At 48.4% G+C, this 26,174-nt stretch carries 22 protein-coding genes; all 22 read right to left on the reverse strand.

Annotation, left to right across the window (positions count from 1 at the left end; translation table 11 throughout):
* Positions 1-66 precede the first annotated feature (66 nt).
* Positions 67-2,055: an RNase E specificity factor CsrD gene (gene csrD / locus VRK_RS20360; RefSeq protein WP_059123327.1), complete on the reverse strand. Its 1,989-nt coding sequence runs from the start codon at positions 2,053-2,055 to the stop codon at positions 67-69.
* Between the two features lie 354 nt (positions 2,056-2,409).
* Positions 2,410-3,510, reverse strand: coding sequence for a hydrogenase nickel incorporation protein HypB (gene hypB, locus VRK_RS20365; protein WP_059123328.1), 1,101 nt, complete (start codon positions 3,508-3,510; stop codon positions 2,410-2,412).
* A complete protein-coding gene (gene hypA / locus VRK_RS20370) occupies positions 3,503-3,853 on the reverse strand; it encodes a hydrogenase maturation nickel metallochaperone HypA (RefSeq protein WP_059123329.1) in 351 nt (116 codons plus the stop codon). The genes hypB and hypA overlap by 8 nt, the downstream gene beginning before the upstream one ends.
* A gap of 9 nt (positions 3,854-3,862) precedes the next feature.
* The gene (gene hypE / locus VRK_RS20375; protein ID WP_059123330.1) at positions 3,863-4,864 is read right to left on the reverse strand and encodes a hydrogenase expression/formation protein HypE; all 1,002 of its coding nucleotides are present in this window, start codon (positions 4,862-4,864) and stop codon (positions 3,863-3,865) included.
* Entirely contained in the window at positions 4,861-6,024 is a 1,164-nt protein-coding gene (hypD, locus tag VRK_RS20380) for a hydrogenase formation protein HypD (RefSeq protein ID WP_059123363.1), read from the reverse strand. The genes hypE and hypD overlap by 4 nt, the downstream gene beginning before the upstream one ends.
* Positions 6,025-6,028: 4 nt before the next feature.
* On the reverse strand, positions 6,029-6,280 hold the full coding sequence (locus VRK_RS20385) for a HypC/HybG/HupF family hydrogenase formation chaperone (RefSeq protein ID WP_059123331.1): 252 nt from the start codon (positions 6,278-6,280) through the stop codon (positions 6,029-6,031).
* 66 nt (positions 6,281-6,346) lie between these two features.
* A complete protein-coding gene (gene hypF, locus VRK_RS20390) occupies positions 6,347-8,626 on the reverse strand; it encodes a carbamoyltransferase HypF (RefSeq protein WP_059123332.1) in 2,280 nt (759 codons plus the stop codon).
* Positions 8,627-8,713: 87 nt separating this feature from the next.
* Positions 8,714-9,292 carry a HupE/UreJ family protein gene (locus VRK_RS20395; RefSeq protein WP_059123333.1) on the reverse strand — a complete coding sequence of 193 codons (579 nt, stop codon included), beginning with the start codon at positions 9,290-9,292 and terminating at the stop codon, positions 8,714-8,716.
* 38 nt (positions 9,293-9,330) lie between these two features.
* The gene (gene fdhD / locus VRK_RS20400) at positions 9,331-10,158 is read right to left on the reverse strand and encodes a formate dehydrogenase accessory sulfurtransferase FdhD (RefSeq protein WP_059123334.1); all 828 of its coding nucleotides are present in this window, start codon (positions 10,156-10,158) and stop codon (positions 9,331-9,333) included.
* 14 nt (positions 10,159-10,172) lie between these two features.
* Entirely contained in the window at positions 10,173-12,254 is a 2,082-nt protein-coding gene (locus VRK_RS20405; RefSeq protein WP_059123335.1) for a sigma 54-interacting transcriptional regulator, read from the reverse strand.
* A gap of 73 nt (positions 12,255-12,327) precedes the next feature.
* Positions 12,328-14,472: a formate dehydrogenase subunit alpha gene (gene fdhF / locus VRK_RS20410; RefSeq protein WP_059123364.1), complete on the reverse strand. Its 2,145-nt coding sequence runs from the start codon at positions 14,470-14,472 to the stop codon at positions 12,328-12,330.
* Between the two features lie 43 nt (positions 14,473-14,515).
* Positions 14,516-15,064, reverse strand: coding sequence for a 4Fe-4S dicluster domain-containing protein (locus VRK_RS20415; protein ID WP_059123336.1), 549 nt, complete (start codon positions 15,062-15,064; stop codon positions 14,516-14,518).
* 240 nt (positions 15,065-15,304) lie between these two features.
* Positions 15,305-15,763, reverse strand: coding sequence for a hydrogenase maturation peptidase HycI (gene hycI / locus VRK_RS20420; RefSeq protein ID WP_059123337.1), 459 nt, complete (start codon positions 15,761-15,763; stop codon positions 15,305-15,307).
* Positions 15,760-16,212 (reverse strand): formate hydrogenlyase maturation HycH family protein, encoded by a 453-nt coding sequence (locus tag VRK_RS20425; protein ID WP_059123338.1) that lies wholly within the window; start codon positions 16,210-16,212, stop codon positions 15,760-15,762. The genes hycI and VRK_RS20425 overlap by 4 nt, the downstream gene beginning before the upstream one ends.
* Complete coding sequence (locus VRK_RS20430) at positions 16,199-16,960, reverse strand: NADH-quinone oxidoreductase subunit B family protein (protein ID WP_231735842.1); 762 nt, start codon at positions 16,958-16,960, stop codon at positions 16,199-16,201. Before VRK_RS20430 ends, VRK_RS20425 begins: the two co-directional genes overlap by 14 nt.
* A gap of 53 nt (positions 16,961-17,013) precedes the next feature.
* Complete coding sequence (locus VRK_RS20435) at positions 17,014-17,709, reverse strand: formate hydrogenlyase complex iron-sulfur subunit (protein ID WP_082671490.1); 696 nt, start codon at positions 17,707-17,709, stop codon at positions 17,014-17,016.
* Positions 17,710-17,716: 7 nt separating this feature from the next.
* Positions 17,717-19,456 (reverse strand): hydrogenase large subunit, encoded by a 1,740-nt coding sequence (locus tag VRK_RS20440; protein WP_059123340.1) that lies wholly within the window; start codon positions 19,454-19,456, stop codon positions 17,717-17,719.
* Positions 19,457-19,468: 12 nt separating this feature from the next.
* A complete protein-coding gene (locus tag VRK_RS20445) occupies positions 19,469-21,073 on the reverse strand; it encodes a hydrogenase 4 subunit F (protein ID WP_231735838.1) in 1,605 nt (534 codons plus the stop codon).
* Between the two features lie 4 nt (positions 21,074-21,077).
* Positions 21,078-21,713 (reverse strand): hydrogenase 4 membrane subunit, encoded by a 636-nt coding sequence (gene hyfE, locus VRK_RS20450; protein WP_231735839.1) that lies wholly within the window; start codon positions 21,711-21,713, stop codon positions 21,078-21,080.
* A gap of 22 nt (positions 21,714-21,735) precedes the next feature.
* A complete protein-coding gene (locus VRK_RS20455) occupies positions 21,736-23,175 on the reverse strand; it encodes a hydrogenase 4 subunit D (protein ID WP_059123342.1) in 1,440 nt (479 codons plus the stop codon).
* 11 nt (positions 23,176-23,186) lie between these two features.
* Positions 23,187-24,143 carry a respiratory chain complex I subunit 1 family protein gene (locus tag VRK_RS20460; protein ID WP_269431957.1) on the reverse strand — a complete coding sequence of 319 codons (957 nt, stop codon included), beginning with the start codon at positions 24,141-24,143 and terminating at the stop codon, positions 23,187-23,189.
* On the reverse strand, positions 24,140-26,173 hold the full coding sequence (gene hyfB / locus VRK_RS20465; RefSeq protein ID WP_231735840.1) for a hydrogenase 4 subunit B: 2,034 nt from the start codon (positions 26,171-26,173) through the stop codon (positions 24,140-24,142). The genes VRK_RS20460 and hyfB overlap by 4 nt, the downstream gene beginning before the upstream one ends.
* Between the last annotated feature and the right edge of the window lies 1 nt (position 26,174).

The following is a 26,174-nucleotide window of genomic DNA, read 5'->3' on the forward strand; positions in this document are numbered from 1 at the left end:
TCTAACAGATTTCTTACTCAGGGCTAAGATTCCGCCTGAAATAGCACCGAATCTTAGCCTGTTCTGTCAGCGCTGAGTGTGTTTCGTTTTCCAGCGTTTCCGTTTCCCCGGTTTAATATTGGTTACCCGAGGCTTGGGAATCCATTGAGATTCGATATCAAATAACCGTCCCTGAACGCCACTGACGCCCAAAGACTGAAGAATTTTCCATTCACCTTCAGATTCAACACCGACGGCGATAATTTGAGTGTCCGCGCCACGGCAGACACCAACCATACTCCGAACAAACAACTGGTTCTCGGAGCGTCGTTCAATACCTTTTACCAGACTACGATGAAGTTTCAGATAGTCAATTTTGAATTCTTTGACGTAATGCGTGCTGACGATCGTACGTCCGACCTGTCCAGCCACAATCTGGCAATTGAACGCAGCAATCATTTTTAACACCGGTCGCATATAGTCAAGGTGTTTCACTAAATGACTTTCCGTAAACTCAAAACAGAGCCGCTGACGATATTCACGAGGCAGTTGCATCAGCAAATTCCTGAACCAGATAAAATGCGAACGCTGAGCAAATGAGGTGACATATAAATTGATTGAATATATATCAGTGCCTGAGCCTTCCTCCCGAAGGAATCGCACCACGCGATGACAGGTTACCCGATCCAGCACCATTTCATAGCCAACGGTCACAATTGCTGAGATAAACCGAGACGTTTTCATGAATCCCTGTCCCGGTTCGGGAATTCTGACAAAAAGTTCTTTATGGACAACCGAGAGTTGGTTATGACGGGAGATGACATAACAGTCCTGTTTGAATAAACATATTTTCTCTTCAGTCAGGTTATGTTCAAACAAACTACGCCAGCGAACGTTACCTCTTTCATCATCGACCGGTTTAACCTTGTTAAAGCGGCTCCACGCGTTGACACCTTCCAATTGAGCCGTTTTTAATGCTGTCTCCACCTCATCAATAATTCTCCCCCACTGTTCTCCTTCGGTGTACATTGTGATGCCGATATGACACCAGTTACCCGGTTCCAGTGGCAGAGGCGGACTTAACCGCTCAATCCCTTTCAAACACTGGACAGCAACCTGAGCCACTTCCTTTGAATTTTGATGAGGGATCAACACCGAGAAAACGGTGTCATAATAACGCGACAGAATGGCATCCGGATAACGTTGAATCACATTCGAAATACATTCCCCGACCTGAACGACCAAATGATCAAATTCTGATTTATCCCGCCCATCCAGCTCTTCAAGCTGTAGCATCAGGACACCGCCTCGCGCATCATTTTCGAGTAAAGCCGCTTCCAGCTTGCTATCAAACAACACGCGGTTGGCAGCCCCCGTCAATTGATCCAAAAATGTCTGCGTGCGGATAAATGTATCAAAACGGCTTCGTTCCTGTCGGGCATCTTGAAGTTCTTCAATCAGTCGGTCAAGTGCCTCACTTGCGGTATAAGGCCACTCTCTTTCATCACCCTTTGCATAACGTTCCACCTGCCCGGCCAGAATCATTCTGCCGCGCTCTTCAAGCAATTCAGAACCGAGCAGTTGAGCCTGTAACCATTTCACCCCTCGTAGCAGACACACCACAATCAGAATCACAGCAAAGGTTGTGGACCACATTGCGCTGAAAGAGTAGGTAAAGCCGATATAAGGCGGAACCGCCTTAAAGTGTAAGGTGTAATCTTGATTGCGTTTCAGGCTGAAATGAGCATGATACAATCGGCTCTCCTCAACCGAAGAGGTTGTATCTTTAAATCGGTACACGATACCGGCTTTCGAGGTGAGTGTCATTTCAACGATATTACTGGCATGAAGTAACTTGGGAACCCAGCGCTGCATAGAATAGGCAGCATCAGGTTCTTCCAACTCTTTATCAATGACTTCAACCACACCATAGAGGTAATGATTGAGATATTCATGTCCCAACCGTTGAAAAGAAAGGGTTCCGCCAATAAATAAGATGAAAATCGCCCCGGTCACAATCATAGTGACTACCGCAACCAGTCGGGTGCTGAGCTTGAGCGTTGGCGTATATCTCATGAATATCAAATCCTTTTATATTCATTGAAAATTGAACGGGCTTCATTCAGGATACAACGAAATCATGTCATATGACGGCGAATCGTATAACACAATCAAAAATAACAGGAAAATATTGACCCTCTTGGGGGAACAATATATACCTGAACCGAAGCATCCAAAAGAACACCTTCATTCTCTTTCTACGCGCAAGCTCGATTTTATTCTACCTGTTCTTTCCTTTTCTCAGATAAGTTCCCCCATTTCATCAAGATATCAGTCGTAATAATGGTTTTTATCAACTTTAGGCCCACTCATGTGTCACAACGTAAATTTGAGACATCCCTCCAATAAATGACCATCAACAACGCACCATCAAGATACAAGTTGCTTCTGCTGTTGCGTAAGCCAGTCAATCCAGGCTGACATCCCTTCACCGGTAGTGGCTGAGATTTTGATCACTTGGATATCCGGATTGATCTGACGTGCATTGGCAATACAGGCTTCAATATCAAAATCGACATAGTTCAACAGATCAATTTTATTCACCAGCATCAACTGAGAAGCGGCAAACATATTGGGATACTTCAATGGCTTATCTTCACCTTCAGTGACCGATAAAATGGTGACTTTATGCCGCTCTCCCAGATCAAAACTCGCCGGACAAACTAAATTGCCGACATTTTCAATAAACAAGATGCCGGACGTTTGCATATCAAGCTGATGATAAGCACGGTGGATCATCTGAGCGTCCAGATGGCAGCCCTTGCCGGTATTGACCTGAATCGCCGGAACGGATGTGGCCCGAATTCGGTTGGCATCCTGACTGGTCTGTTGATCCCCTTCAATCACTGCACATGGATAGCTTGACTGCAACTGCTTCAACGTTTCGACCAGTAGCGTCGTTTTACCGGACCCCGGGCTCGACATCAGGTTTAACACCAGTTGGCCATGTTGCTGAAAATGAGCACGGTTTTCATCAGCGATGCGATCATTCTGGCTCAAAATATCTTGTTCCAGATGGATTAACTGACGCTGAGACACCCCGGTGACATGGGTTTGAGCCGCACCTTGACCATAGTGAAGATCCCCCTGCGCCGTGACTGTCGGTTGATGGGGTTCCTCATGGTAATGATGATGAGGTTCATGGTGGTGCGATTCGTGATGATGTGCTTCATGGTGATGTGCTTGCTCATGATGGTGATGAGCAGCAGACTGGTACACTGCTGATGATAATTCATCCTGATGAATATGATAGTGAATATGATGATGGACATCGCCCTGATGACTGTAATGATGATGAATGACCATCGGCTGAACTTTTGACGGTTCAGCATGAGTATGGGGATGGGCGTGATCATGGTGATGGTCATGATGGTCATGATGGTCATGATGGTCATGATGGTCATGATGGTCATGATGGTCATGATGATGCTCATCCAAGTGACTTTCGCCACAACCGCAAACACTACACATAAGATTCTACCTCTATCGATTTAATTTTTAATTCTTGTCCGGTTTCAACTCGCAACTGATATGAATGACATAACGGACAACCGGTATAATGGGTATCAATATCAACGTGTTGTTGACACGGTTCACACCAAGCTGTGGCTGGAATCATCTCCACCAAAAACTGTGCGCCTTCCGCCAAAGTCTCGCGACTGGCAAACTGCAAGCCCGTCAATAATGCATCCGGTTCAATACAAGAAAGCACCCCGATCCCCAAGGTGACAGCCGTCACCCGATGAGATTGGCATTGACGTGCATGTTCTACGACCAGATCAATCGTTTTCAGACTCAGAGATAATTCGTGCATGATTCACTCCTAGCAAATGCGCGGTAACAACTCACCGGCAGGGAAGTCAAGGTAACGGCGGCTCCCCCAAGCAGTATGCAGCACCGGTTTTGCCGGTGATAAAGAGACCGCTTCACCAATCACCGCGGCCTGTGCATTAAACTGACGCAAGACTTCAAGCGTCTGCTGCGCCTGCGCTGCAGGAACCGCGATGACAAACGTCCCTTCATTCGCCAAATCACAAGGTTCAAAGCCACATAATTCACAGATCCCCCGCACGGCATCATCCACCGGGATTCGTGCTTCCTGAATCGCCAGTTGTAATCCACAACTCTGGCACCACTCATTCAGCACCGCAGCCAAACCACCGCGCGTTGCATCGCGCATTGCATGGATGTCAATTGAATCGGCTAACAGCGCCTCAACCACCGGCCACAATACGGCACAGTCACTGATGATCGGATGGGCAAGCCGTAGTGATTCTCTGGCCGCCAGAATACAGGCACCGTGGCAACCGATATCCCGGGAAACCAAAATCACGTCCCCGGCCATAATCCGCTGCGCCGAGACATCTGCTTTTTGTATCGCACCGATGCCGGTGGTATTGATGAACACCTTATCTGCCGCACCTCTGGGCACAACTTTGGTATCACCACAGACGATCTGGGTCTGACCGACAGCCAGCTCGGTTGCCATGGCATCGACAATCGTTTCTAATTCGCTGATGAGCGTGCCTTCTTCAATAATAAAGCTACAGCTCAGATAAGTCGGTTTGGCAGCAACCATCGCCAAATCATTACAGGTACCGGCCACCGCAAGCGTACCGATATTCCCTCCGGCAAAAAAATGGGGAGAGACGGTAAAACTGTCGGTTGTCATGGCTAATGGTGACGGGATATTCAGGGTTGCGGCATCTTCGGCCTGATTGAGAATATCGTTCCCCAACCGCTGCCAAAACAGATGCTGAATGAGGTGATTCATCTCGACGCCACCACCGCCATGGCTCAATTGAACGGTTTGCTGTTTTTTCATCCGCGAGACTCCTGTGGTTCAATATGAAAACCGGCGTAGCGATAATAAGCATTACAGGCACCTTCAGAACTCACCATGCAACTGCCCATCGGCCGACTCGGTTGACACGCTTTGCCAAAGACTTTGCAATCAGGCGGGCTGGCGAGCCCACGTAAAATATCCCCACAACGACACGCTTTGTGATCAGGCACAGGCTCCTGCGGTAACAGCGATTCAAACAAAACTTCTGCATCCATATCCGCATATTGTGCCCGGAGCTTCAGGGCGGAGTTCGGAATATTCCCCAGCCCACGCCAGTTAAATGCTGCCCGGACTTCGAAAATATCCGCGATACATGCCTGAGCAACCACATTGCCTTCAAATGAGACCGCTCGTGTGTATTGCGTCTGCAACGCAGGCTGACCGTCAAGTGCCAGTTCGACCAGCATATGTACCGACTCCAATACATCCACCGGCTCAAAGCCGGAAACCACCACCGGAATTTGATAATGCCGGACTATCGGCTGATAAATCTTCGCCCCGGTGATCACACTGACATGGGATGGGCCGAGAAACGCATTGACCCGGGTCATTGAGTCCGCCATCACCGCATCCATCGCAGGAGGCACCAGTACATGATTAATATGAAAACAGAGGTTGGTCAGTTGTAGACGTCGCGCATGTTGGACTAAAACCGCGGTCATCGGGGTCGTGGTTTCAAAACCGATCGCGAAATAGACTACCTTTTGCCCGGGATTTTGGCGGGCAATCTCAAGCACATCCATCGGGTCGTAGATCGGCATGACCGAACCACCATTGGCCCGACATTCTGCCAGAGACAAACGAGAGCCCGGCACTCGGATCATATCACCCAAGGTCACCAGAATTACACCTTCGGTCTGCGCCAGTATAATCGCATGATCAATCCGTTCTTTCGGCATGATGCAGACCGGGCATCCCGGACCATGCACGAAATGTAAATTCTCCGGCAATAATTGCTGGATACCATATTTCATGATGGTATGCGTGTGTCCGCCACACACCTCCATCATGTAGAGCGGCTCCGGCAAGTCACGTGCTTTATGGCGAATCTGTTCTGCCAACCCGCGAATGACCGCCGGTTCCCGAAAACCCTGATACAAAGATCGGACCGAATCTGTCGTGCTTATTTCGTCATTCATCGTTTCACCCAATCCACATCTCATCAGAACCGACCTGACTGATCAGGTCGCGATAGGTTTGCAAACTTTCCTTTGCTTCTTGCTGATCAATTTTACTGATCGCAAATCCCACATGTATCAGTAAATGTTCACCAACCTGAATCGGTTCTGATATCAAGTGAGTACTAACTTCTCGCTCGACACCTAACGTATCGACGACCGCGGTCATCCGTTGTTGATCGACACTGACAACACTCGCGGGAATACATAAACACATCACTCATTACTCTCTGCTGTCCGAAGATTCGGCCACAAGGCTTCACCATCGGATAATTCTGATTATTCAGCACTGGTGAATGCCATACCAAAGCTGCCCCATCGCAATACCGCTATCATTCACCGGGATCATCGTACCGCTATATATCGGCTGCTTGGTTTCGTCCCAGTTCTGCCACAAGGCATCCATCAACAATCGATTTTGAAAAACCCCGCCACTGACAATGACCGGCAGGGATGGATAACGGCTTGCCATCTGTTGAATCGCCCCGGCCAATGCTTCAATCACCCCCCGGCAAGCGTCAGAAATCGCTCCTTGGCTCAGCCAAATTTGGGATTCAATACACCGTATCAATAATGGTTTCCAATCCAGTAGCGACGTCCCGTCCTCCCAGTTCATCTCCCAAGATGAGTCGGGCTGCCCGGCTGACATTGCAGCGGATTCCACCAGTAAGCCGCTTTCGCCGTCAAAATCAGGACGATCAAGCAATGCGCCTAAACAAGCCCACGCATCAAACAAACGCCCGACAGAAGAACACAGCGGAGAGTGTTTACCGGACAACCACAGCTGATGCAGATTAGAAAAGTCATGGTCATCCCATCCCTGAAAGGCCGGGTGTGCCAGCGAGCGAATCTCTTGCAGCGAATAACATTCCAGCAGCATTGCCAGCAAAATTCGGGCAGGATCACGAATCGCCCGCTCGCCGCCAATCAAACGAAAAGGTCTTAAACTGCCACAACGCTGATAACCTTGGGTATCCGCCAGCAACACTTCACCGCCCCAAACCGTGTCATCATCCCCCATGCCGGTACCGTCAAATGCAAACCCTAATACGGGGTCGGTGATTTGATATTCCGCCATTACGGCCAGAATGTGGGCGTGATGATGCTGCACCTGTAAAATGCTGCCTGATCGCGCGTGAGCTGACTGGGTCGAAAAATATCCCGGATGATTGTCACACACCCAATGTGACGGTTCACATTGGTATAAATGTTGAAATAATGAAATGGTCTTTTCATGACGTTGTTGGGTGTCGAGATCATCCAAATCACCGATATAAGGAGACAACATCGACTGTCCGGATAAGGCCATGGCCATAGTCGATTTTTGCTGCGCGCCCATCGCGACAATCGGGGCGCCCTGATAATCACTGTGATGACTGAATGGTGCGTAACCTCGCGCCATTCTCAGCACCCGTATGGTATTACCAGCGTAATGCACAATGCTATCGTCACAGGGGTTGGCAATCGGCCGGTCATGATCCAACATACCGTCCAAAGCCTCACCAAACAAGCGCAGCATTTCATCGCCGTCAGCAACTAATGGCATCCCGGACAGGTTCCCACTGGTCATCACGAGAACAGGCTCGCTTCGGTAGCGACGGTATTGTTCAAACAACAGGTGATGTAACGGGGTATAAGGGAGCATTACGCCCAAGTAAGGACTGTCGCACGATACTTCAGGAGCAAGATTCGGATGAGCTCGCCGGTTCATCAGCACAATCGGTGCGGCACTGGCGGTTAGTGCCTGCCATTCGGCGGGCACTCCGGTAACATATTGCTCCGCGGTTGCGACACCATCGACCATCACCGCAAAGGGTTTACGCTGACGGTGTTTCATTTGGCGCAATTTGCTAACACTCACTGACGATGTGGCATCACAAACCAGATGAAATCCGCCAAGCCCTTTGACCGCAATCACACCACCTTGACTGAGTATCTCGGCAGCTTGCCTAAATACTTCATCCTGCTCTGTGGTACAGGCACTTTGTGCATAACGCAGAGAAACCTTCGGCCCGCAATGGTGACAACTGGTGGGCTGCGCATGATAACGCCGGTTGCTCGGTGCTTGATAAACCTGTAAACATGACGGGCAGAAATCAAACCCTTTCATCGTCGTGTTGATCCGATCATAAGGCAGTTGCTCAATAATCGAATATCTGGGGCCACAATGCGTACAGTTGACAAATGGATAGTGATAATAAGGAGAATGTTCATCATTCATTTCAGACAAACACTCGGGACAAATCGATTGATCCGGAGAAACACTGACCGCAACATGCGTTTCACGCTGACTCGGGTGAATCGTGAATCCTTGTATCCGCCTCAAACGCTGGCGCGAACAAGCGACGTGATCTACACGAGCAAGCCGGGGCGGACGTTCTCTCAGCGCCCGAACAAACAAATCGAGCGCATCTTTGCGTCCCTGAACATCAATTTTAACGCCTTCAGAGCTATTCATCACCCATCCGGATAAATGATGCTGAACCGCAAGTTGATAGACAAAGGGACGGAAACCGACCCCCTGAACAACACCGGAGACACAAATAAAATATCGTTCATTCATGGCACAACCAGCCCGGAGAACTGAAGACACTAGAGAACTTAAGGTACTCTAACTTAAGATACTTTTTCGCTTAAGACGCTTTCTTGCTTAAGACACAAGAAACGAACCGCCAAGTATTGCGACAACAGCGCCGAGCATTTTGACTAAACGGCCACTGGCTGAAAAACGTAATACAGCACTGCCAAGTCCGATCCCCGTCATATGTAACAGAAAAGTAGACAGGACGAAACCGCTGAAATACGCCAATGCATGGCTATTGAATGGCATCTCTGCACCATGAGCCATCCCGTGAAATACCGCAAATGCCATGACTAAAACCGTCACCCACTGATGAGAAATTTGCACACTGCGCCAGAGTAACAGCCCCATCACAACCACACTGAGCGCGATATAGAGTTCGACGCCCGGAACAACTAAACCGGATACCCCTAAAATACCACCAACAATCATCAATGCGATGAAAGAAAGTGGCATCTGCCAACGACTTCTTCCCCCAAATAAAGCCGCCAGAACACCAACACTGATCATCACACTGAGATGATCGACTCCAGTCAGCGGATGCAAGATGCCACTTTCAAAACCATGATCTCCACCATGACCGGAGTGTGCCCATGCCAGTGGAGAAAACAAAACCAGTAACCCGAGGAGTAAATTCTTTATTTTCATTGTTTTATCTCTTTCTCTAAGACTAAATACATTCCCAACTATTGATTCAACCCGAGAATCCTTTCTGCGTGCGTATAAATATTGGCTTGTCCCGGACGGCAATAACCACACAGCGTGACATTGAGACGCTCCGCTAAATCCACGGCCATATCGGTCGCGGCTGAGATAGCACACAAAATCTCAACTCCCCCGGCTGCGGCTTTTTGCACCATCTCAAAACTAGCCCGGCTCGTGACCAATACCACCCCTTTCTGTTTATGATACTTGGTGACCCAACCGATCAATTTGTCGAGCGCAATATGCCGTCCGACATCTTCAAATAATGCTTCCAGTTCACCATGCGTATTCATATAAGCAGCGGCATGACAGGACCCGGTCAGTTGATTCAGTTGCTGGCTCCGTTTCAAACGGTTTAAAGCGTCATCTAGTTTTTGCAAATGAAATGTCGTATGACTTTCCAGTGGTGTTTGTACACGACAAACATGAGCCAATTGGTCTGTGCCACAGAGACCGCATCCTGTCATTCCCGCCATCGTACGCCGTTTTTCCTGCAGACGATTGATACAACGATTGGCAATATCGATCGAGAGCGTGATGCCATCGGGACTCATCTGAATATTGATATCGTGGATATCCCGATCATGGTCAATAATGCCTTCCGTCAGCGAAAAACCGACAGCAAACATATCCAGATCTCTGGGGGTACACATCATAACGGTGTAAGCCACCCCGTTATATTCCAAAGCAACAGGCACTTCCTGAATCAACGCATCGTCAACCAGATGACACTGACTATTCTGCCGATAACGAACAATTTTTTTATGACTGACAGAATCAATATTCTGTACCGTGAAAGATTCACTCATAGGTCTATCCTGATTCATGACGAGGTTAATTCAGTCTCAGGCAAATAGTCCTTGCTGCTAATCCCCATCCGTTGCATTCGTGACAGTAATGTTGTCCTTTTTAAGCCGAGCTTCGCAGCCGCGCCACGCACGCCGGCGACAATGCCATTACTTTCTTTAAGCGCCTGAATCACCGTATCACGATTGATTTCAGACGTATCTTTTTTCTCGTAATGAACTTCCGATGCATTCTCCTGCGGCTGTGATTCTGCTTTCGGAATTTCCAGACCTAATTTCACTAATTCGTCCAGTGGTGCATTCAGCACATCACCGCGAGTTAAAATCACGGATCGCTCAATAAAGTTACGTAACTGTCTGACATTACCGGGCCAGGCAAACGCTGTCAGTGCTCTCATCGTTTCATTGGTAATCGCGGTAATATTCTTTCCCATCTGCTTGGCAATCACGCGGGTAAAATGCTTCACCAATAGAGGAATATCTTCAGGCCGCTGACGAAGCGGTGGGATCTCTATCGGAAAAATATTCAACCGGTAATACAGATCATTACGAAACGTTTTTTCCTGCACCATGGAGAGCAAATCAGCATTGGTTGCCACCACAATCCGCACATCAACCTGAATCAACTGGTTTTTCCCGACCCGCTCAATTTCATTTTCCTGCAGCACCCGTAGCAACTTCGGTTGCAACTCCAATGGCATATCACCGATTTCATCTAAAAACAGCGTGCCTTGATGCGCCTGTTCAAAACGCCCCACCCGTTGATGGACAGCGCCAGTAAATGCGCCGCGCTCATGACCGAAAAGCTCACTCTCAAATAAACCTTCCGGCACCGCAGCGCAGTTCATTTTTATCATCCGCTTTTGACTACGCCGGCTCATCTTATGAATCGCCCGGGCGACCAATTCTTTACCGGTACCAGTCTCGCCCAGAATCAAAACGGTACTATCACAGTCTGCCACCATCGCAACCTGATCGAGCACACGATTCATCGCCTCACTCTGGCTGATGATATCGTCAAAAATACGCTGCTTCTCATCCTTGGATGCAATCGAAATATATTCACTTTTAGGCAGCACTTTGGTATGGGTTTCATGCACACTTAAACTATGCATGGCCATCGCTACCCGAGCTGCAATTTGCTGAAGTAAGTCGAGATCGAGAGCAACATCTTGATCTTTCTTATGGAGCATGTAAGCAATATATCCGACGCGATTGGTACGAAACACCATAGGAATCACGATCAGTTGTTCAATATCTTCGGCAAACTCAATTGCATTTTTCTGAAAAAATAATGGCCTTAAATCATCTCCCCGAATTAACACAGGGGAATAAGGCTCTCTTGTGTTCTGAAACGCACTGTCATCACTAAAAAAATGGCAATGATGACTAATTTCTCCCTGAACCAAATCACTGGTGTACTGGATATAATGTCCCTGATAGGGTTCGATCAGCGCCAAATGATGCATCGCAAAATGTTGGTTCAGACAACGGAGCAAAGAATTGAGTAATGTTTCTTTACTATTTTGGCTGATGACCGCATTCGTGACGTCCACCAGAATATGATAGTTATCTCGTTCATGGCTCAGCTGCTGCGCCATATTTGACGCTAATTCATGCTCGACAATATGAGCAATGAAAGAAACGAGAATACTACTGACCATACGGAACTGCTTCTCACCATCCTCCATATTACTAAGCTTGGGATTGATGAACTCAATCACGCCCAATTGCTGACTGACCGTGTTCAGCGGCATTTTGCAATAATGGGCAATATCCCGGTAAGCCGGATGACCCGCAAAATGAGGATAGTAATAAGCAAAGCCATCACCATCGAGTTTGTAGACACCATCATCATAAGACTGATGATATAAGCCGATCTCTTGAGGATGAAATGTCTCATGCTGAACTTGCTGATTACTATCAACATAGTAAAGGATCAATTCATCAGAAACTTCTCGGTGAAGGATAATATTCATCCGCTCGACTTGCAGAAATGAACATTCATCGTCATTTAGAAATTTCAACAAGTCATACATATCGTGAATCGATAGCATGGCTTGTGAAAAGTTCATCAACTCTTGAGCAATTCTATTCATAATCAGTTACGACTCAATCAAAGGCTCTTTACAGAACATTGTACACAGACGTAAAGAGCCCATATTGATCTAATCACGCATATGCAACATGTGATTTGAGTCGAGCTTTCATTTGACTATATTCAGACTGAACATGGTTCTCTGCCCATGCCTGGTCCTCAATCGCTTCTACCTTAACAGCACAATACTTGAATTCAGGTGTACTCGATATCGGATCGACATGCTCAATCGTTAACTCGTTACATGCACCGATCCACCATTGATAAGTCATGTAAACCGCACCCGCATTAACCCGTTCTGATACGTTGGCGCGTGTAATCACTTTGCCTCGCCGGGAAGAGACCCACACTAACTGCTGATCCGCGATTCCCAGTTGCTTCGCATCCAGTGGATTCATCTGTACATATCCCGGTTCGTCTGCCAGCGTTGAAAGTGCTTTGCAATTCCCCGTCATCGAACGACATGAATAATGACCGATTTCACGAACGGTAGAGAGAACTAAAGGATACTCAGCATCCGTTTGTTCCAATGGTGGACGCCAAGACGCACCGATAAACTTGCCTTTTCCTGATGGCGTCGCAAACTTATTGCCTTCAAACAAGAATGAAGTACCGGGGTGATCTTCCGTCGGGCACGGCCACATCACGGATTTAAGCCCCGCCATTTTTTCGTAGGTAACACCGGCAAACAGCGGTGTCAGTGCCCGCATTTCATCCCAGATCTCTTGGGTATTTTCATAATGCATCGGATAACCCATTCGCGTGGCTAACAGACTGAAAATCTCCCAGTCAGGTTTGACACCTTCAGGCGGAGTCACCGCTTTATAGAAACGCTGGAAGCCGCGGTCAGCACTGGTATACACACCTTCATGTTCTCCCCAACTGGTCGATGGGAAAATAATATCAGCCATTTCAGCGGTTTTGGTCATGAAGATATCTTGAACAATCACCAGCTCCAATTGACGCATTGTCTCCCGCATGGCATTCAGATCGGCTTCAGTCTGCGCTGGATCCTCACCAAAAATGTAGAACGCTTTGCAAGAACCATCCGCAACTTTATGACCGATTTCAGTCATGCGATAGCCGGGTTTCGCTGATAATTTCACGCCCCAAGCCTGCTCAAATTTCTCACGAATCTTATCGTCAGTGACAGACTGATACCCCGGGAACTGATGTGGCAACATCCCTAAATCACAGGTGCCCTGAACATTATTCTGTCCCCGAACCGGACCACAACCAACGCCACGACGGCCAAAGTTACCCGTCATTAATGCCAGGCCAGCCAAACCACGAACCACATCAACCGCCTGACCAAACTGGGTAACACCCATACCCCATAAAATCATCGAACCGGAAGACTTGGCATAAGTCCGAGCAGCTTGCCGTACTTCAGCCGCTTTCAGGCCAGTCAGATGTTCAACTTTTTCAGGCGCATAATCCATGACAATCTTGCGGAACTCATCAAACCCTTCGGTATAATTTTGCACATAAGATTTATCATAAAGATTTTCATCAATCAGCGTATAAGCCAACGCATTGACAAGTGCCATATTAGAACCATTTTTGAGCGCCAGCCATTGATCAGCAACCCGAACTGATTCAATTTTTCGAGGATCACAGACGATCACTTTTGCACCGTTTTCACGCGCTTTCAAAATACGTCTTGCAATCACCGGGTGAGAGTCAGCAACGTTGTAACCGAAAATCAGCAAGCATTTTGCTTCTTCGATTTCAGGAATGGCATTACTCATTGCGCCATTCCCCACTACCGATTCCAAACCGGCAACTGAAGGGGCATGACAAACCCTTGCACAGTGGTCAACGTTGTTTGTACCAATCACTGCCCGGGCAAATTTTTGCATCACATAATTGGATTCATTGCCCGGCCCCCGGGCTGAGCCTGTGGTCATAATCGCGTCAGGACCATATTTCTGCTTGATAGCCGATAACTTCTCGACCGCAAAATCCAGTGCTTCATCCCAAGAAACCGCTTCAAGCTTGTCACTTTTTGTCCGACGAATCATCGGCTGTTTCAACCGTGGTGTCAGCAGTTGGGTGTCATTTAAGAAATCCCACCCATAGTATCCTTTTAAACATAATTGGCCTTCATTGGTTCGGCCATTGGCTGGTTCTGCACCAACCACCTTGTTGTTTTCAACCAGCAGGTTCAACTTACATCCTGTACCGCAATAGGGGCACACGACTAATTTTTTTTCGATCATAATTTTCTCACTATCCCCGATGTTCCATTCTCATTCTGCTTCAAACCGAAATCACGGAAGCCTGATTCGCTGCCGCTTCTCGTTTCTGTTGGCTGGTTTGTTGCAGCGACTCAGGCGCTATCAAACGAATGGCCTCTGTTGGACAAACCTGAACACAAGCCGGCCCCTCTTCTCGGTGTGAACACAAATCACACTTCAGTGCTTGGGATTGAGGCACTTGTTTTTGGAAAAGCGCGGCATGTTCAGACACCACATTTTTCATTCGGGTCATGACACTCATCGCACCATACGGACAGGCAATCACACAGGTCTTACAGCCGATACAACGGGACTGAATCACCTTCACGTAACCATCTTCATGAACGATGGCATGATTCGGGCAAACTTGCGCACACGGGGCATCGTCACACTGACGACACATCACAGGAACGGAGACTTCTGCATTTTTCACCAGTTGTAAACGTGGCGCAAAATCCTCGGTCCCATTCAAAGTACCCGATGACTCATCCTGATGAGCGACCGCACAGGCAATCTCACAGGTTCGACAACCAATACACTTATTGGCGTCAGCAAAAACAAATCGATTCATGCTGTATCCTTTTTGTGTCAATACAACAGAGTATCTTCAGACTCTGGGGGTGGTTAATCATTACAGGCACAAGGCGTGCCAATCCGGGAGTTACTATTTGAAATCATTTAATCCAATGATTTATAAGAAAAAATAAGTGACAAATTTAAAAAACAAATCCAATCAGGAAGAACTGCTAACCTCTTGGCCTGATTGTTCAACGACAAAAGTGTCGAACTTCGACACTTTTGTCACCATGCGTTAGCAATGACTAAAATCCATATCGTCATGCCATTCAGGTAAAGATTGATAAATGGTATCGACAGCGTCTCTGACCATGTCGGTCATCGGTGCAGCAAAGGCGACGATTGCAGGCTGAATCCCGATAAAACAGACATGAGGCACAAACGTTTTCAGCTCATCGATCAGAAAATTCAACGGCAGACTATGGGTAGAAACCATAAACATCTCAGCAATCGTGTCGGGATCAATAATGCGAATCACCCCAGCCTTTTCACCAAAATCAGCGGCATCAACAACCAGAACACGCTCCGGCTTGATATGACGAATCCGATGCAAGGTATCTTCTGGCATCGTGCCGCCTTCTAATACTTCCCAACTGTCTATCGGTTGTTCCAGACACCGCTTAGCCAGCAAAGGGCCGGCACCGTCATCACCCATCATGGTGTTACCGACCGTCAATAATATTTGTCTGCTCATTGCACCGTTCCTCGTACCATCAAATACATCATCGGTTCTTGATGAATGGCATTGAGAATCTCGATCAATCCTGCGGTCAAACGTTGTGATGTCTCAGACTGTGTCGCAGGATTGATTTCCCGAAATGCCAGCGCCAACATATGAATGTGCTCCGGAAAAATCGTAATCTCTCCGAATTTGAGAAAGCCACTCATTTTCCGGTACGCTTCACTGTCTTTCGCTAATCCCTCAATCCACGCTAAATATTCTTCACCGTGACAATCCATATCGGACTGGAGACAATCGACAATGCCAAGGTGGTGCCCAATCGCCAGACTGTAATACATGATCTGTTGTGCTTCTTGAGGCACCTCTTTTTCATCAACAAACTTGCGCGTTAACCGATAAAAGCGCACTCGTTCTTTTAAGTGTCTCGAATGCTTTCCGCTTTGCGCTTCAGCCACAGCCATGACAGGCACCTCCTTTGAGTTCATCGCCCACCAGCTGCTTCATCACCGAACGCATCAGCGTTTCAACAATTTCCGTCAGACGCGGATCGTTATGCTGATGAATATAGGCTTGGATCTGTGCATCCACATTGTCGGCATGGCACCCTTCCAGCACAGACATCAGCTCATCCGCAATGCGGTTGCCCTGACGATAACCGGCTAACAGGCGGGCTTCCCGTTCGATCATGACCCGGATATCTTGCGGAATACCGGTATGACTCAAACTGGCAGGCTCAGCCTCGGCATCATGGTTTTTGGCATGCATTTTTTGTTCAAGTAACCCTAAAGCCACCGCGAATCCATACAGTGTGGCCGCCGGGGTCGGGGGACAACCGGGAATATAAACATCCACCGGAACGATTTTGTCTGTCCCGCCCCAGACACAATAGAGGTCATGAAAAATTCCGCCGTCACAGCCACATGCGCCGTACGACACCACAATTTTCGGATCAGGGGCGGCTTCATAGGCCCGTAAAGCAGGCGCACGCATCGCCCGCGTTACCGCACCGGTAAAGAGTAAGATGTCGGCATGACGAGGGCTGGCAACCACTTTGATGCCGAATCGTTCGGTATCATAAACCGGCGTAGTGGCTGCAAAAATTTCAATTTCACACCCATTACATCCCCCACAGTCCACCCGATAAACATAGGCTGACCGTTTGATCTGTTTCAACAGTGTTTGCTTTAATGCTTGATGTTCAGGGGGCACTTCAACAGGCTGTGTCTGCGTATGATGAACACCCGATAATTGCTGAATACCTTTCACTGGACCTCCTCACGATTGATATCGGTGGCATTGGTATCAGTGCCATTGATAGTGGGCATATGGCTCGCAGAATGAACATTCTCTGACATACCGGAATCAGGATGAGTGGCAGAGATACCTGTAGTATAGATAGTGTTGACCGGTATCTGCTCGGCGGTCACGTAGCGATTGCATGCCAAATTTTGCCCATCCAGCATATTGGCCTGCCGACGACATTCCGGGCAGCTTTCCAACTGGTGACGACGCATGTCTAACGACTCACCACTCAACCCCGCGTGCTGAAGTATTTCCATAACATAATGGAATAATTTTTTAGCGATGAAAGGACGATCACATTCCCGGCAATTGACCAACTCAAACTCAGCCTGTTCATACAAATCTGCTTTGTTGGTCACAGCCAGTTCGAACTGTTGTGACAAGACCAGCGCATGCGTCGGACACACTTCTTCACAACGTCCGCAATAGATACAACGCGCCAGAGAAAGCTCCCAGCGCCGGATGCCCTGCTGCTCATCAGTCTCCATCACTAACGCGTTGGCAGGACAGGCCCTCATGCAGGCACCACAAGCAATACACTGTGTTGCGTCCAGTTCTGGCTTGCCCCGAAAATCCGTGCTGACTTCATACGGCGCAAAAGGATACTTGGCCGTGGCATCGCCGGTTTTTAAAACTGTTTTGAATAGTTTTAACATCACAACCTCACATTGATTTCAGGGGTGAGTTTTTCCGATTGATGCTGTACTGCTCAATCGTTTTATAAGGCACGGTCTGAGACCGTTTTTTCTTGGTATCAATGATGGTGACGCGATCCGTACAGGAGTAACAGGGATCAAGGCTACCGATAATCAGTGGCGCATCGGCAACCGTATTGCCCCGCAACATATAACGCAGCGTCGGCCAGTTGGCATAGGTCGCAGCCCGACAGCGCCAGCGGAACAGTTTTTGGTTATCCCCCGTCATGCTCCAGTGGATATTTTCGCCACGCGGTGCCTCGGTAAATCCCAAAGCAAACCGATGAGGGACGTACTGAAAGTCTTCAGTCAAGATTGCACCTTCGGGAAGATGATCTAATCCAAACTCAGCGATATTGAGTGAATCGAACACTTCACGGATTCGAATCAGCAGGCGCGCCTGTACATCGCCACTGTCAAAATGGTGTAACCCGATCGGTACCTGCCCGTAAGATTCCAGCGATTGACCGTGTACAATCCGGGCGTCGCGGGCAAACCCACTGCCGCGTACCAGAGGACCAACCGGACTAAAATCACGGGCAATATCTTTTGCAAGTACACCGACACCGGAGATCCGGCTGTCAATATTCGGAGTCGAAAGCAGTACATCGACCAATTCGGTAAATGACTGGCGAACTTCACGAATCATGGCAATGCCTTTGGTTCGCTGCTCTTTAAGGAAGTCACGCCGCACCCCGCCAATCAAGTTCATGCCGTAGGTTTTTCTGGCCCCGGTCAGTAACTCCGCAAGTTCCATGGTTTTCTCACGCACGCGGAAAAATTGCATGAAACCGGAATCAAATCCGACAAAGTGGCTGGACAGGCCGATATTGAGTAAATGACTGTGTAAGCGCTCGACTTCCAGTAACACGGTCCGAATCATCTTGCCACGAGCCGGGACTTCGATGTTCAGTGCGGTTTCGATAGAATTGTTATAACCGACGCTATGGGTAAATCCACAGATGCCGCACACGCGATCTGCAAGAAACCCGACTTCATGATAGCCCATCCGCGTTTCAGCTAACTTTTCCATGCCGCGGTGAACATAAAACATCCGATAGTCAGCATCGATAATGTCTTCACCATCAACAAATAAGCGGAAATGACCGGGCTCGTCACTGGTGATATGCAAAGGCCCGACGGGCACGATCCGATCAGAATCGCTTCCCAATTCATTGATAAACGGATAATTTTCCGTCTCTGTTGTCGGTTGCGGACGTTGACGATAATCCATCGCATCTTTACGCAATGGGTGCAAATCTTCCGGCCAGTCATCGGGCAGCACCAGACGACGCTCGTCCGGCAAACCAATCGGGCGCAGACCGAACATATCGCGAATCTCACGCTCTCCCCACACGGCTGCCGGGATCTCAGGTGTGATCGAAATAAATTCCTGATCGTTTGCATTCACCAAAACTTTGACGATCACCCAACTTTTCACTTCGCCTTCCATCGATAAAGCATGATAAACGCCAAAACAGCCGTTTAATGTCCGTTCATCATTACCAAAAGAAACGGACAACCATCCTCCTTGGTCGTAGTAGAGCCATTTCATCACCTCAACCAACGAGGTCATTTTTACGGTCAACGTCACCTGATTGTCGGCCTGCCAGGCTTCATCTTCTATTGCCGCAGGAAAATGTTGACGCACCCCATCGACATAGAGCTTCCCGATCTGCTGTTGCGTGTTTCTATTCAATTGATCCATGTCATAAGGCCTCTAGTTGATCGATTCAGTCAGAGATACAGCCGATAAACTGTCACTGCTTGAAGAAATGGGTTCAATTCCTTGTTGCCAAGGGAGATTTAATGTTTCAAGGAGAGATTCATTAGGTTGATTAATGACAATTTGTGTCGCTTGCTCGACACCATGAAGAATCGTGTTCGGAATATGAGTCCCCATGACAACCATCAGAACAATCAGCACCACCAGCGGGCAGACCGTCAGATAATTCACTTCACCTTTTTCAACATGTTCAGGTGCTGCGCCCATCACACATCCTGCAACCATGCGGGCGAATCCGGCCAGTACCAGCGTCAACAGTAGGAGTAAAACAATGATCAACACCGGATGTTGCGCATACAGCCCGGAACAGATAATCAGAAACTCACTGACAAACAGATTAAATGGCGGCACACCGGCCAGCGCCAGCGCACCGGCACCAAACAGAATACCGGTCCATGGGGCTATCCGTACCACACCTTTGATGATATTCATGTCCCGGGTGCCATACTTGAGCATGATATTGCCGGCCCCGCAGAACATCAGTGTTTTGCCAAGGCTGTGATTGATCATATGAAGCAGCGCAGCAAAGATGCCCAGCGGACCGAGACCAATCGCGAAGGCAATTAAACCCATATTTTCAACACTGGAGTAAGCTAACAAGCGCTTGATATCTTGCTGAACCAGAATGAAAAGTGCTGCAACACCAACCGATAGCAACCCGAATCCGAGCATCAGAGAGCGGGCAAAATCACTGCCGAGCACAATAGAACTGATGGCAAAGTGACGCAGAATAATGAGCAAAGCGCAGTTTAATAACCCTGCCGAAAGTAATCCGGAAACCGGGCTGGGCGCTTCTGAGTGCGCATCCGGTAACCATGTATGCATGGGAAATAAACCGGTTTTTGTCCCGAAGCCAATCACAATAAAGATGAAGGCAATTTGCATCAGTCGCGGATCAAGCAAATGTGCATGATCCCGTAGTGTTGTCCATAGCAACGCCTGTTCCGGTGCATCGAATACAGCAACGGCATTGGCATAGGTCATCACCGTCCCAAACAGACCAAATGCGACCCCGACGCTGCACAGCATGATGTATTTCCAAGCCGCTTCCAGTGATGAGCGCTGATAATACAGCCCGACCAGAAACACTGAACTGACGGTCGTCGCTTCAATTGCCACCCACATCATCAGGATATTATTGGCGGTTAAAGCGATCAGCATGGTCGCCAGAAACAGATTGAAGAGCCCATAAAACAGCGAGACTTGCTTGCCTGACAATTCGCCGTGCTGATGCTCGTGCCCGATATAACCGACCGAGTGAATCCCCGTACACAAGGCTACCAGCCCAAGCACCGCAAGGAACAGTGCTGATAGTCCATCAAGCATCAACCAATTTCCGGCAGAGAAAATCGCACCATGCCTGAACACTTCAGTGGCCATCCCCCAACTGATGCCCCAAGTTGCCACAACACTGACAAGGTGAATCACCATGGATAAGTGGCGGAATTGGTCTCGCAGTGCAATACAAATCAAAGAAATCATCGCTGCGGTTAAGGGAATGCCAAGCAAGTACGGAAATAGATTATTCATTGACATCATACAATTACCCTTTCAGTACAGTCAGTTGATTCACATCCAGCGTATTGAGTCTGCGAAAAATTAACCGAGCCAGAATCACCATCACAATCACCGCAAAGATCGCGTCAATCGTAATCCCGATTTCCAATAAATGAGGCGCGCGGTGTGCAACAAGCGCTAACATCAGTGATGAGCCATTCTCCATCAGGCAATAGCCGAATAACTGCTTCAGAATGTTTCGTTGAGTGATGATACACAGCAAGCCGATAAAGAAATGCGCCAACGATACAGCGAGGACAGGTTTCAGCGTAGCAACCATCGGAAGCGCCACCGGCTGAATGATATAGAGACAAACCAGACTGATTACCGCGACGAAAACCGCGATCAACGCAGGGTGAAACATAGGCTTTTCAGCCTCAGCATCACGCATTTTTCCCAGTTGGATATATAAAATTGTCGGTAACAACACCACTTTCGAAATAAAAGCCGTCATCGACCAAAGGTACAAATCACTCGCGTCGTAATGGTCGGCTATGACCACAAAGAGCAGGACCAACACGAAAGACTGACAGGCATACAGCCAAGATGCAGTTCTGGCCTGACGGGCAATTACCACAAAATAAGACGTGATGACTAACAATCCGGCAAGATTATTCATCATGAGATCATCCATTATGCATCTCCTATTGAAGCCATGTTGCAGCAATCACACTCGATATCACCGACATTGTGATTAATACAACTAAGGTTATTTTCATTGAACCGGGTAAAGGGGACATCCGCTCAACCGCTTCAGAAGGTTCACCGATAATGGTTCGGCCAAACCAATACAACAGCCAACCAAATGTCGCGATGGACTCAATCAACGCCAGAATCAACAGCGGGGTTAACCAAGCATGGGTCGCAGACAGATGGAACCCGGCCTCAAACAACGGGAACTTACTGAAAAATCCATTCAATGGCGGAACCCCGGCGATTGCCATTGCCGCGATACAGAACCCAACGGCCAAGAGCGGTGATTTGCGAATGACTCCTTTCAGTTGAGGAAGCATTCTGGTCCCGCAGGCATAGCTGAATGAGCCAGCAACAAAGAAGAACAGACATTTGGCAAAGGCATGGTTGAAGATGTAAGCAACCCCACTGTCCAGCGCCAGTGATGACCCCATCGCAGCCATAGAGAGTGCCAGAAAAATATATGCTAACTGAGTGATGGTTGAATAAGCCAACAGACGCTTCATATCTTTCTGTGGCAAGTACATCAGAAAACCGTAGATCATGGTGATCATGGCCCCGACAATCCCGACAATCCCGACGATTTCAGGAATCGTTCCGGCAGACAGAATACTGCGGGCAAAAATGTAAACGCCCACTTTGACCATCGAAGCGGCATGTAAGTAAGCACTAATCGGCGTTGGTGCATTCATTGCGTCGGGGAGCCACATGTGCATCGGTAGTTGGGCCGATTTTCCCCACGCGGCAAACATGATGCCAAACAGCACCACCATTTTGGCGACAGGAGTCAATCCTGCAATTGCAGTGAGTTCAAACGTCCCCGCCTGAACAAACAGGGTCGCCGCAGCGATAAATAACCCCAATGAAGCAATGTGAGTGACAAGCAAAGCTTTCAGGGCTGAACGAAACGCCAGCGGCGTTTGGTAATAACCGATCAGAGACCAGGAACAAGCCCCGGTGATTTCAAAGAACAGCAACTGTCCCAAAATGGTTGAAGAGAAGACCAGACCGGCCATAGCTCCGATAAAGATCAGCAGAAACACATAATATCGTTTCGCACCATGCTGCGCGTGTTCTTTGTTCCCTGAACTCATATACCCCAGAGAATAGACCGCCACGATCAAGCCTAATCCGACCACGGCTACGGCAATCAGGGTGCTGACTTTATCGAAGACCAGACCAAAAATAAGGACATGTCCTACATGCAACAGAGGCACCGAAACCGCTTCGCCACCTGTCGAGAAAAAGAGATAAGACAATCCCCAGGTTCCCAATGTCGCCAGTACTGCAAAAAACTGACAGATCCATTTTGCAGACTGCTCAGAGGCAAACAGGATGAATATTGCCCCTAAAAAAGGAAGTCCAATAGTGAGTAATCCAATGATTTCCATCGTTTAATACCTCACAATCGAATGATATAAAATGCGAGTGCTAAAACAGCACAAGCAAAGGCAGACCAAGTCAGCCGATGAGTATTCAGAAAACGAACACGTGCCATACTGTTTTCAACCAATGCCGCCAGAAAGAAAACGACAATGAGTTTGAGCAACAGAATCACGCTCGCAATCCCCAAAGCAGTCACCGTCAGTTCGGCAGCCTTTCCCCACGGGAAGAAAATCGCCAAGAATAATTGAGCAACCACCAGCTGCTTCAGCCCCAGCCCCAGCTTCACCATCGCGAGCCCCGAGCCGGAGTATTCAGTCACCGGACCTTCCTGAAGTTCTTGCTCTGCTTCGGCTGCATCAAACGGGAGTTTTCCCATTTCGATAAACACGGCAAAGGCACAGGCAACACCGGCCAGAATCACAGGAATCGGCTGATTGAGACTTTCGGTTAGCATGCCCTGACTGATGTATCCCAAATCGGTCGAGCCGACCATCAAAGCCATCAGAAAAATTGCCAGCATTAACACCGGCTCGACCAAAACACCCAATGTAAGCTCGCGACTACTACCGATACCACCAAACATGCTATTGGCATCAATGCCGGCTAAAGCAAAGAAGAACCGAAAAATTGCCAGTAGATAGATATCGGTGATCACATCACCGGAAATCGGAAATGGCGACACCTGAGTCAACGTTGGCAAAGCCATCGCAATCAATAACATCGTGACAATCAGGATCCATGGCATTGCCCAGAAAATGCCGCCGGCATTCTCCGGTGCAACCGGCTGACGACGTAGTAACTTGGCGATATCTCGATAATCTTGTAGTAACCCCGGCCCACGTCGGGAATGGATTCTGGCTCTGAGTACCCGTGAAAATCCGGTAGCTAGCGGTGTCAAAAGCAACATGAATAAAGCCTGACTAAATGCAAGCACCATCCAGCTCATCTCAGGCATATGTAGTTCAGGCATCATTTCACTCCTGATTCAAACGGAATAATAAGTAACACAATCAGTGCTATCACAATGTAGAGACAGTAGATGCGGAAATCCCCGCCCTGTAGCTTTCTCCCCCAAGTCCCGAGCTTCAGAGCCACATCACAACAAGGTCGAACCAAAAACCGGTCAAATACCGGTTCAACTGCCGCAGCTGAAATCGTGGCCTGCTGGTAGCTTCGTTTCATCCATCCCGACGGGTCGAGCAATATCCGCATCCGATAGACCGGTGAGAACATATAACGCAGGGGTTGCGTAAACCCGCTCGCCGAGACCGTCATGCGTTGTTCATAAGCATATCCGCACGCCCATGGATCACCTTGGTGACGCCGTTCGAGGCGATGTTTCTTAAACAGAGACAAGACCAGAAACGGAACAATCAACAGTACAATTAAACTGATGGTAATAACTGGTGTCGAAAGAATGGCCTGCGTGGTTGAGACCGGGTGAAGCGCGATCCCCTGCTGCACATCGATTGGGGTGATAGCCAGCGTATTGGTGGCAACATCAGAGATGTAAGGTGAAATCCACGGGGATCCGACGCCGAGAATGATACATAGCAAAGCCAGAAAACCAGTGCCGACAATCATCGACCACCCAACTTCACGGGCCTGACTGGCGACTTTGCTCCGCGGCGCACCGGTAAAACAAATCCCATAGACTTTCACAAAACACATACATGCCAAAGCCCCGGTTATCGCCAGCATCACAACAGCACCGAGCCCTGCCGTCACCATGAAGATATGATTTTGCTGGCTCATCTGGAACAAGGACTGATAAATGAACCATTCACTGACAAAACCATTGAGTGGCGGTAATGCAGAAATCGCCATCGTACCAATCAAAAAGGCAAGCGCAGTATAAGGCATCAGCTTGCCGAGTCCTCCCATGCTTTCCATATCTTTGGTATGAACCTGAGAGATGACCGAGCCGGCGCCAAGAAATAGTAATCCTTTGAATACCGCATGGTTCAGTAGGTGATAAAGTCCGCCCAACAAGCCTAAAGCAGCGAGAACCGGATGACCGGATGCAGTACCAATCATCGCTACACCGACGCCCATTAAGATAATGCCGACATTCTCCACGGTGTGATAGGCAAGCAAGCGTTTGATATCGTGCTCTGCCAGTGCATACATCACTCCCAGTACCGAGGAGAAAGCACCAAAGGCGAGCACCAGATATCCCCACCAAATTTCTGCACCACCGAGAAAAACGAGCCCCACTTTGATGATGCCGAACACCCCAATTTTGACCATCACACCGGACATCAGTGCGGATGCATGAGAAGGCGCTGCAGGGTGAGCCTGAGGTAACCAGCTATGTAACGTGATCATGCCGGCTTTCGCCCCAAAACCAAAAAATGCCAGTAAGAAGATGACTGACGACTCCCATGCAGGTAACGACAGATGGGAAAAATCGGTGAAATTCAGGGTTCCGGCTGCCCGGTAAAGCATAAAGAAGGCAATCATGATGAGTACAGAACCGGCATGAGCAATCAGAAAATACTGCAAGCCAGCACGAATACTTTTTTCACTCTGTTCCACCAACACCAGAAAATAGGATGCCAGTGACATCATTTCAAAGAACACGATGAAGTAAAATGCATTATCTGCCACAACTAACGCAACCATCGAAGCAACAAAAAGGTTGAGAAACAGGCTGATCCCCCATCCCCCTTTGCCTTGATATTCCTTCATATAGTGAAAACCGTATATAGAGGCAGCAATGACAATCAGCGAAATAACCATCACCATAAATGCCGCTAATCCGTCAAAGCGAACGAGCAGTTGCGCAAAAGGGAAAGGACTGAAAAGCTGCGCTTGCCACACCTGATGACTGACGAGAGCATACCCCGAGCTGATCACACCGGTGATACCGCCAATCGCAGAACACAGACTCGCAAGAGACACATACAAAGATTCCCGTCGAGAACTGCCAAACAAGGACACAACACAGGCGATGAGATAACACCCCATCGATAAAGCCAACAGCGATAAAGGACTCATCATG

Origin of the sequence: Vibrio sp. MEBiC08052, from assembly GCF_001506075.1 — a bacterium.
GTDB lineage: Bacteria > Pseudomonadota > Gammaproteobacteria > Enterobacterales > Vibrionaceae > Vibrio.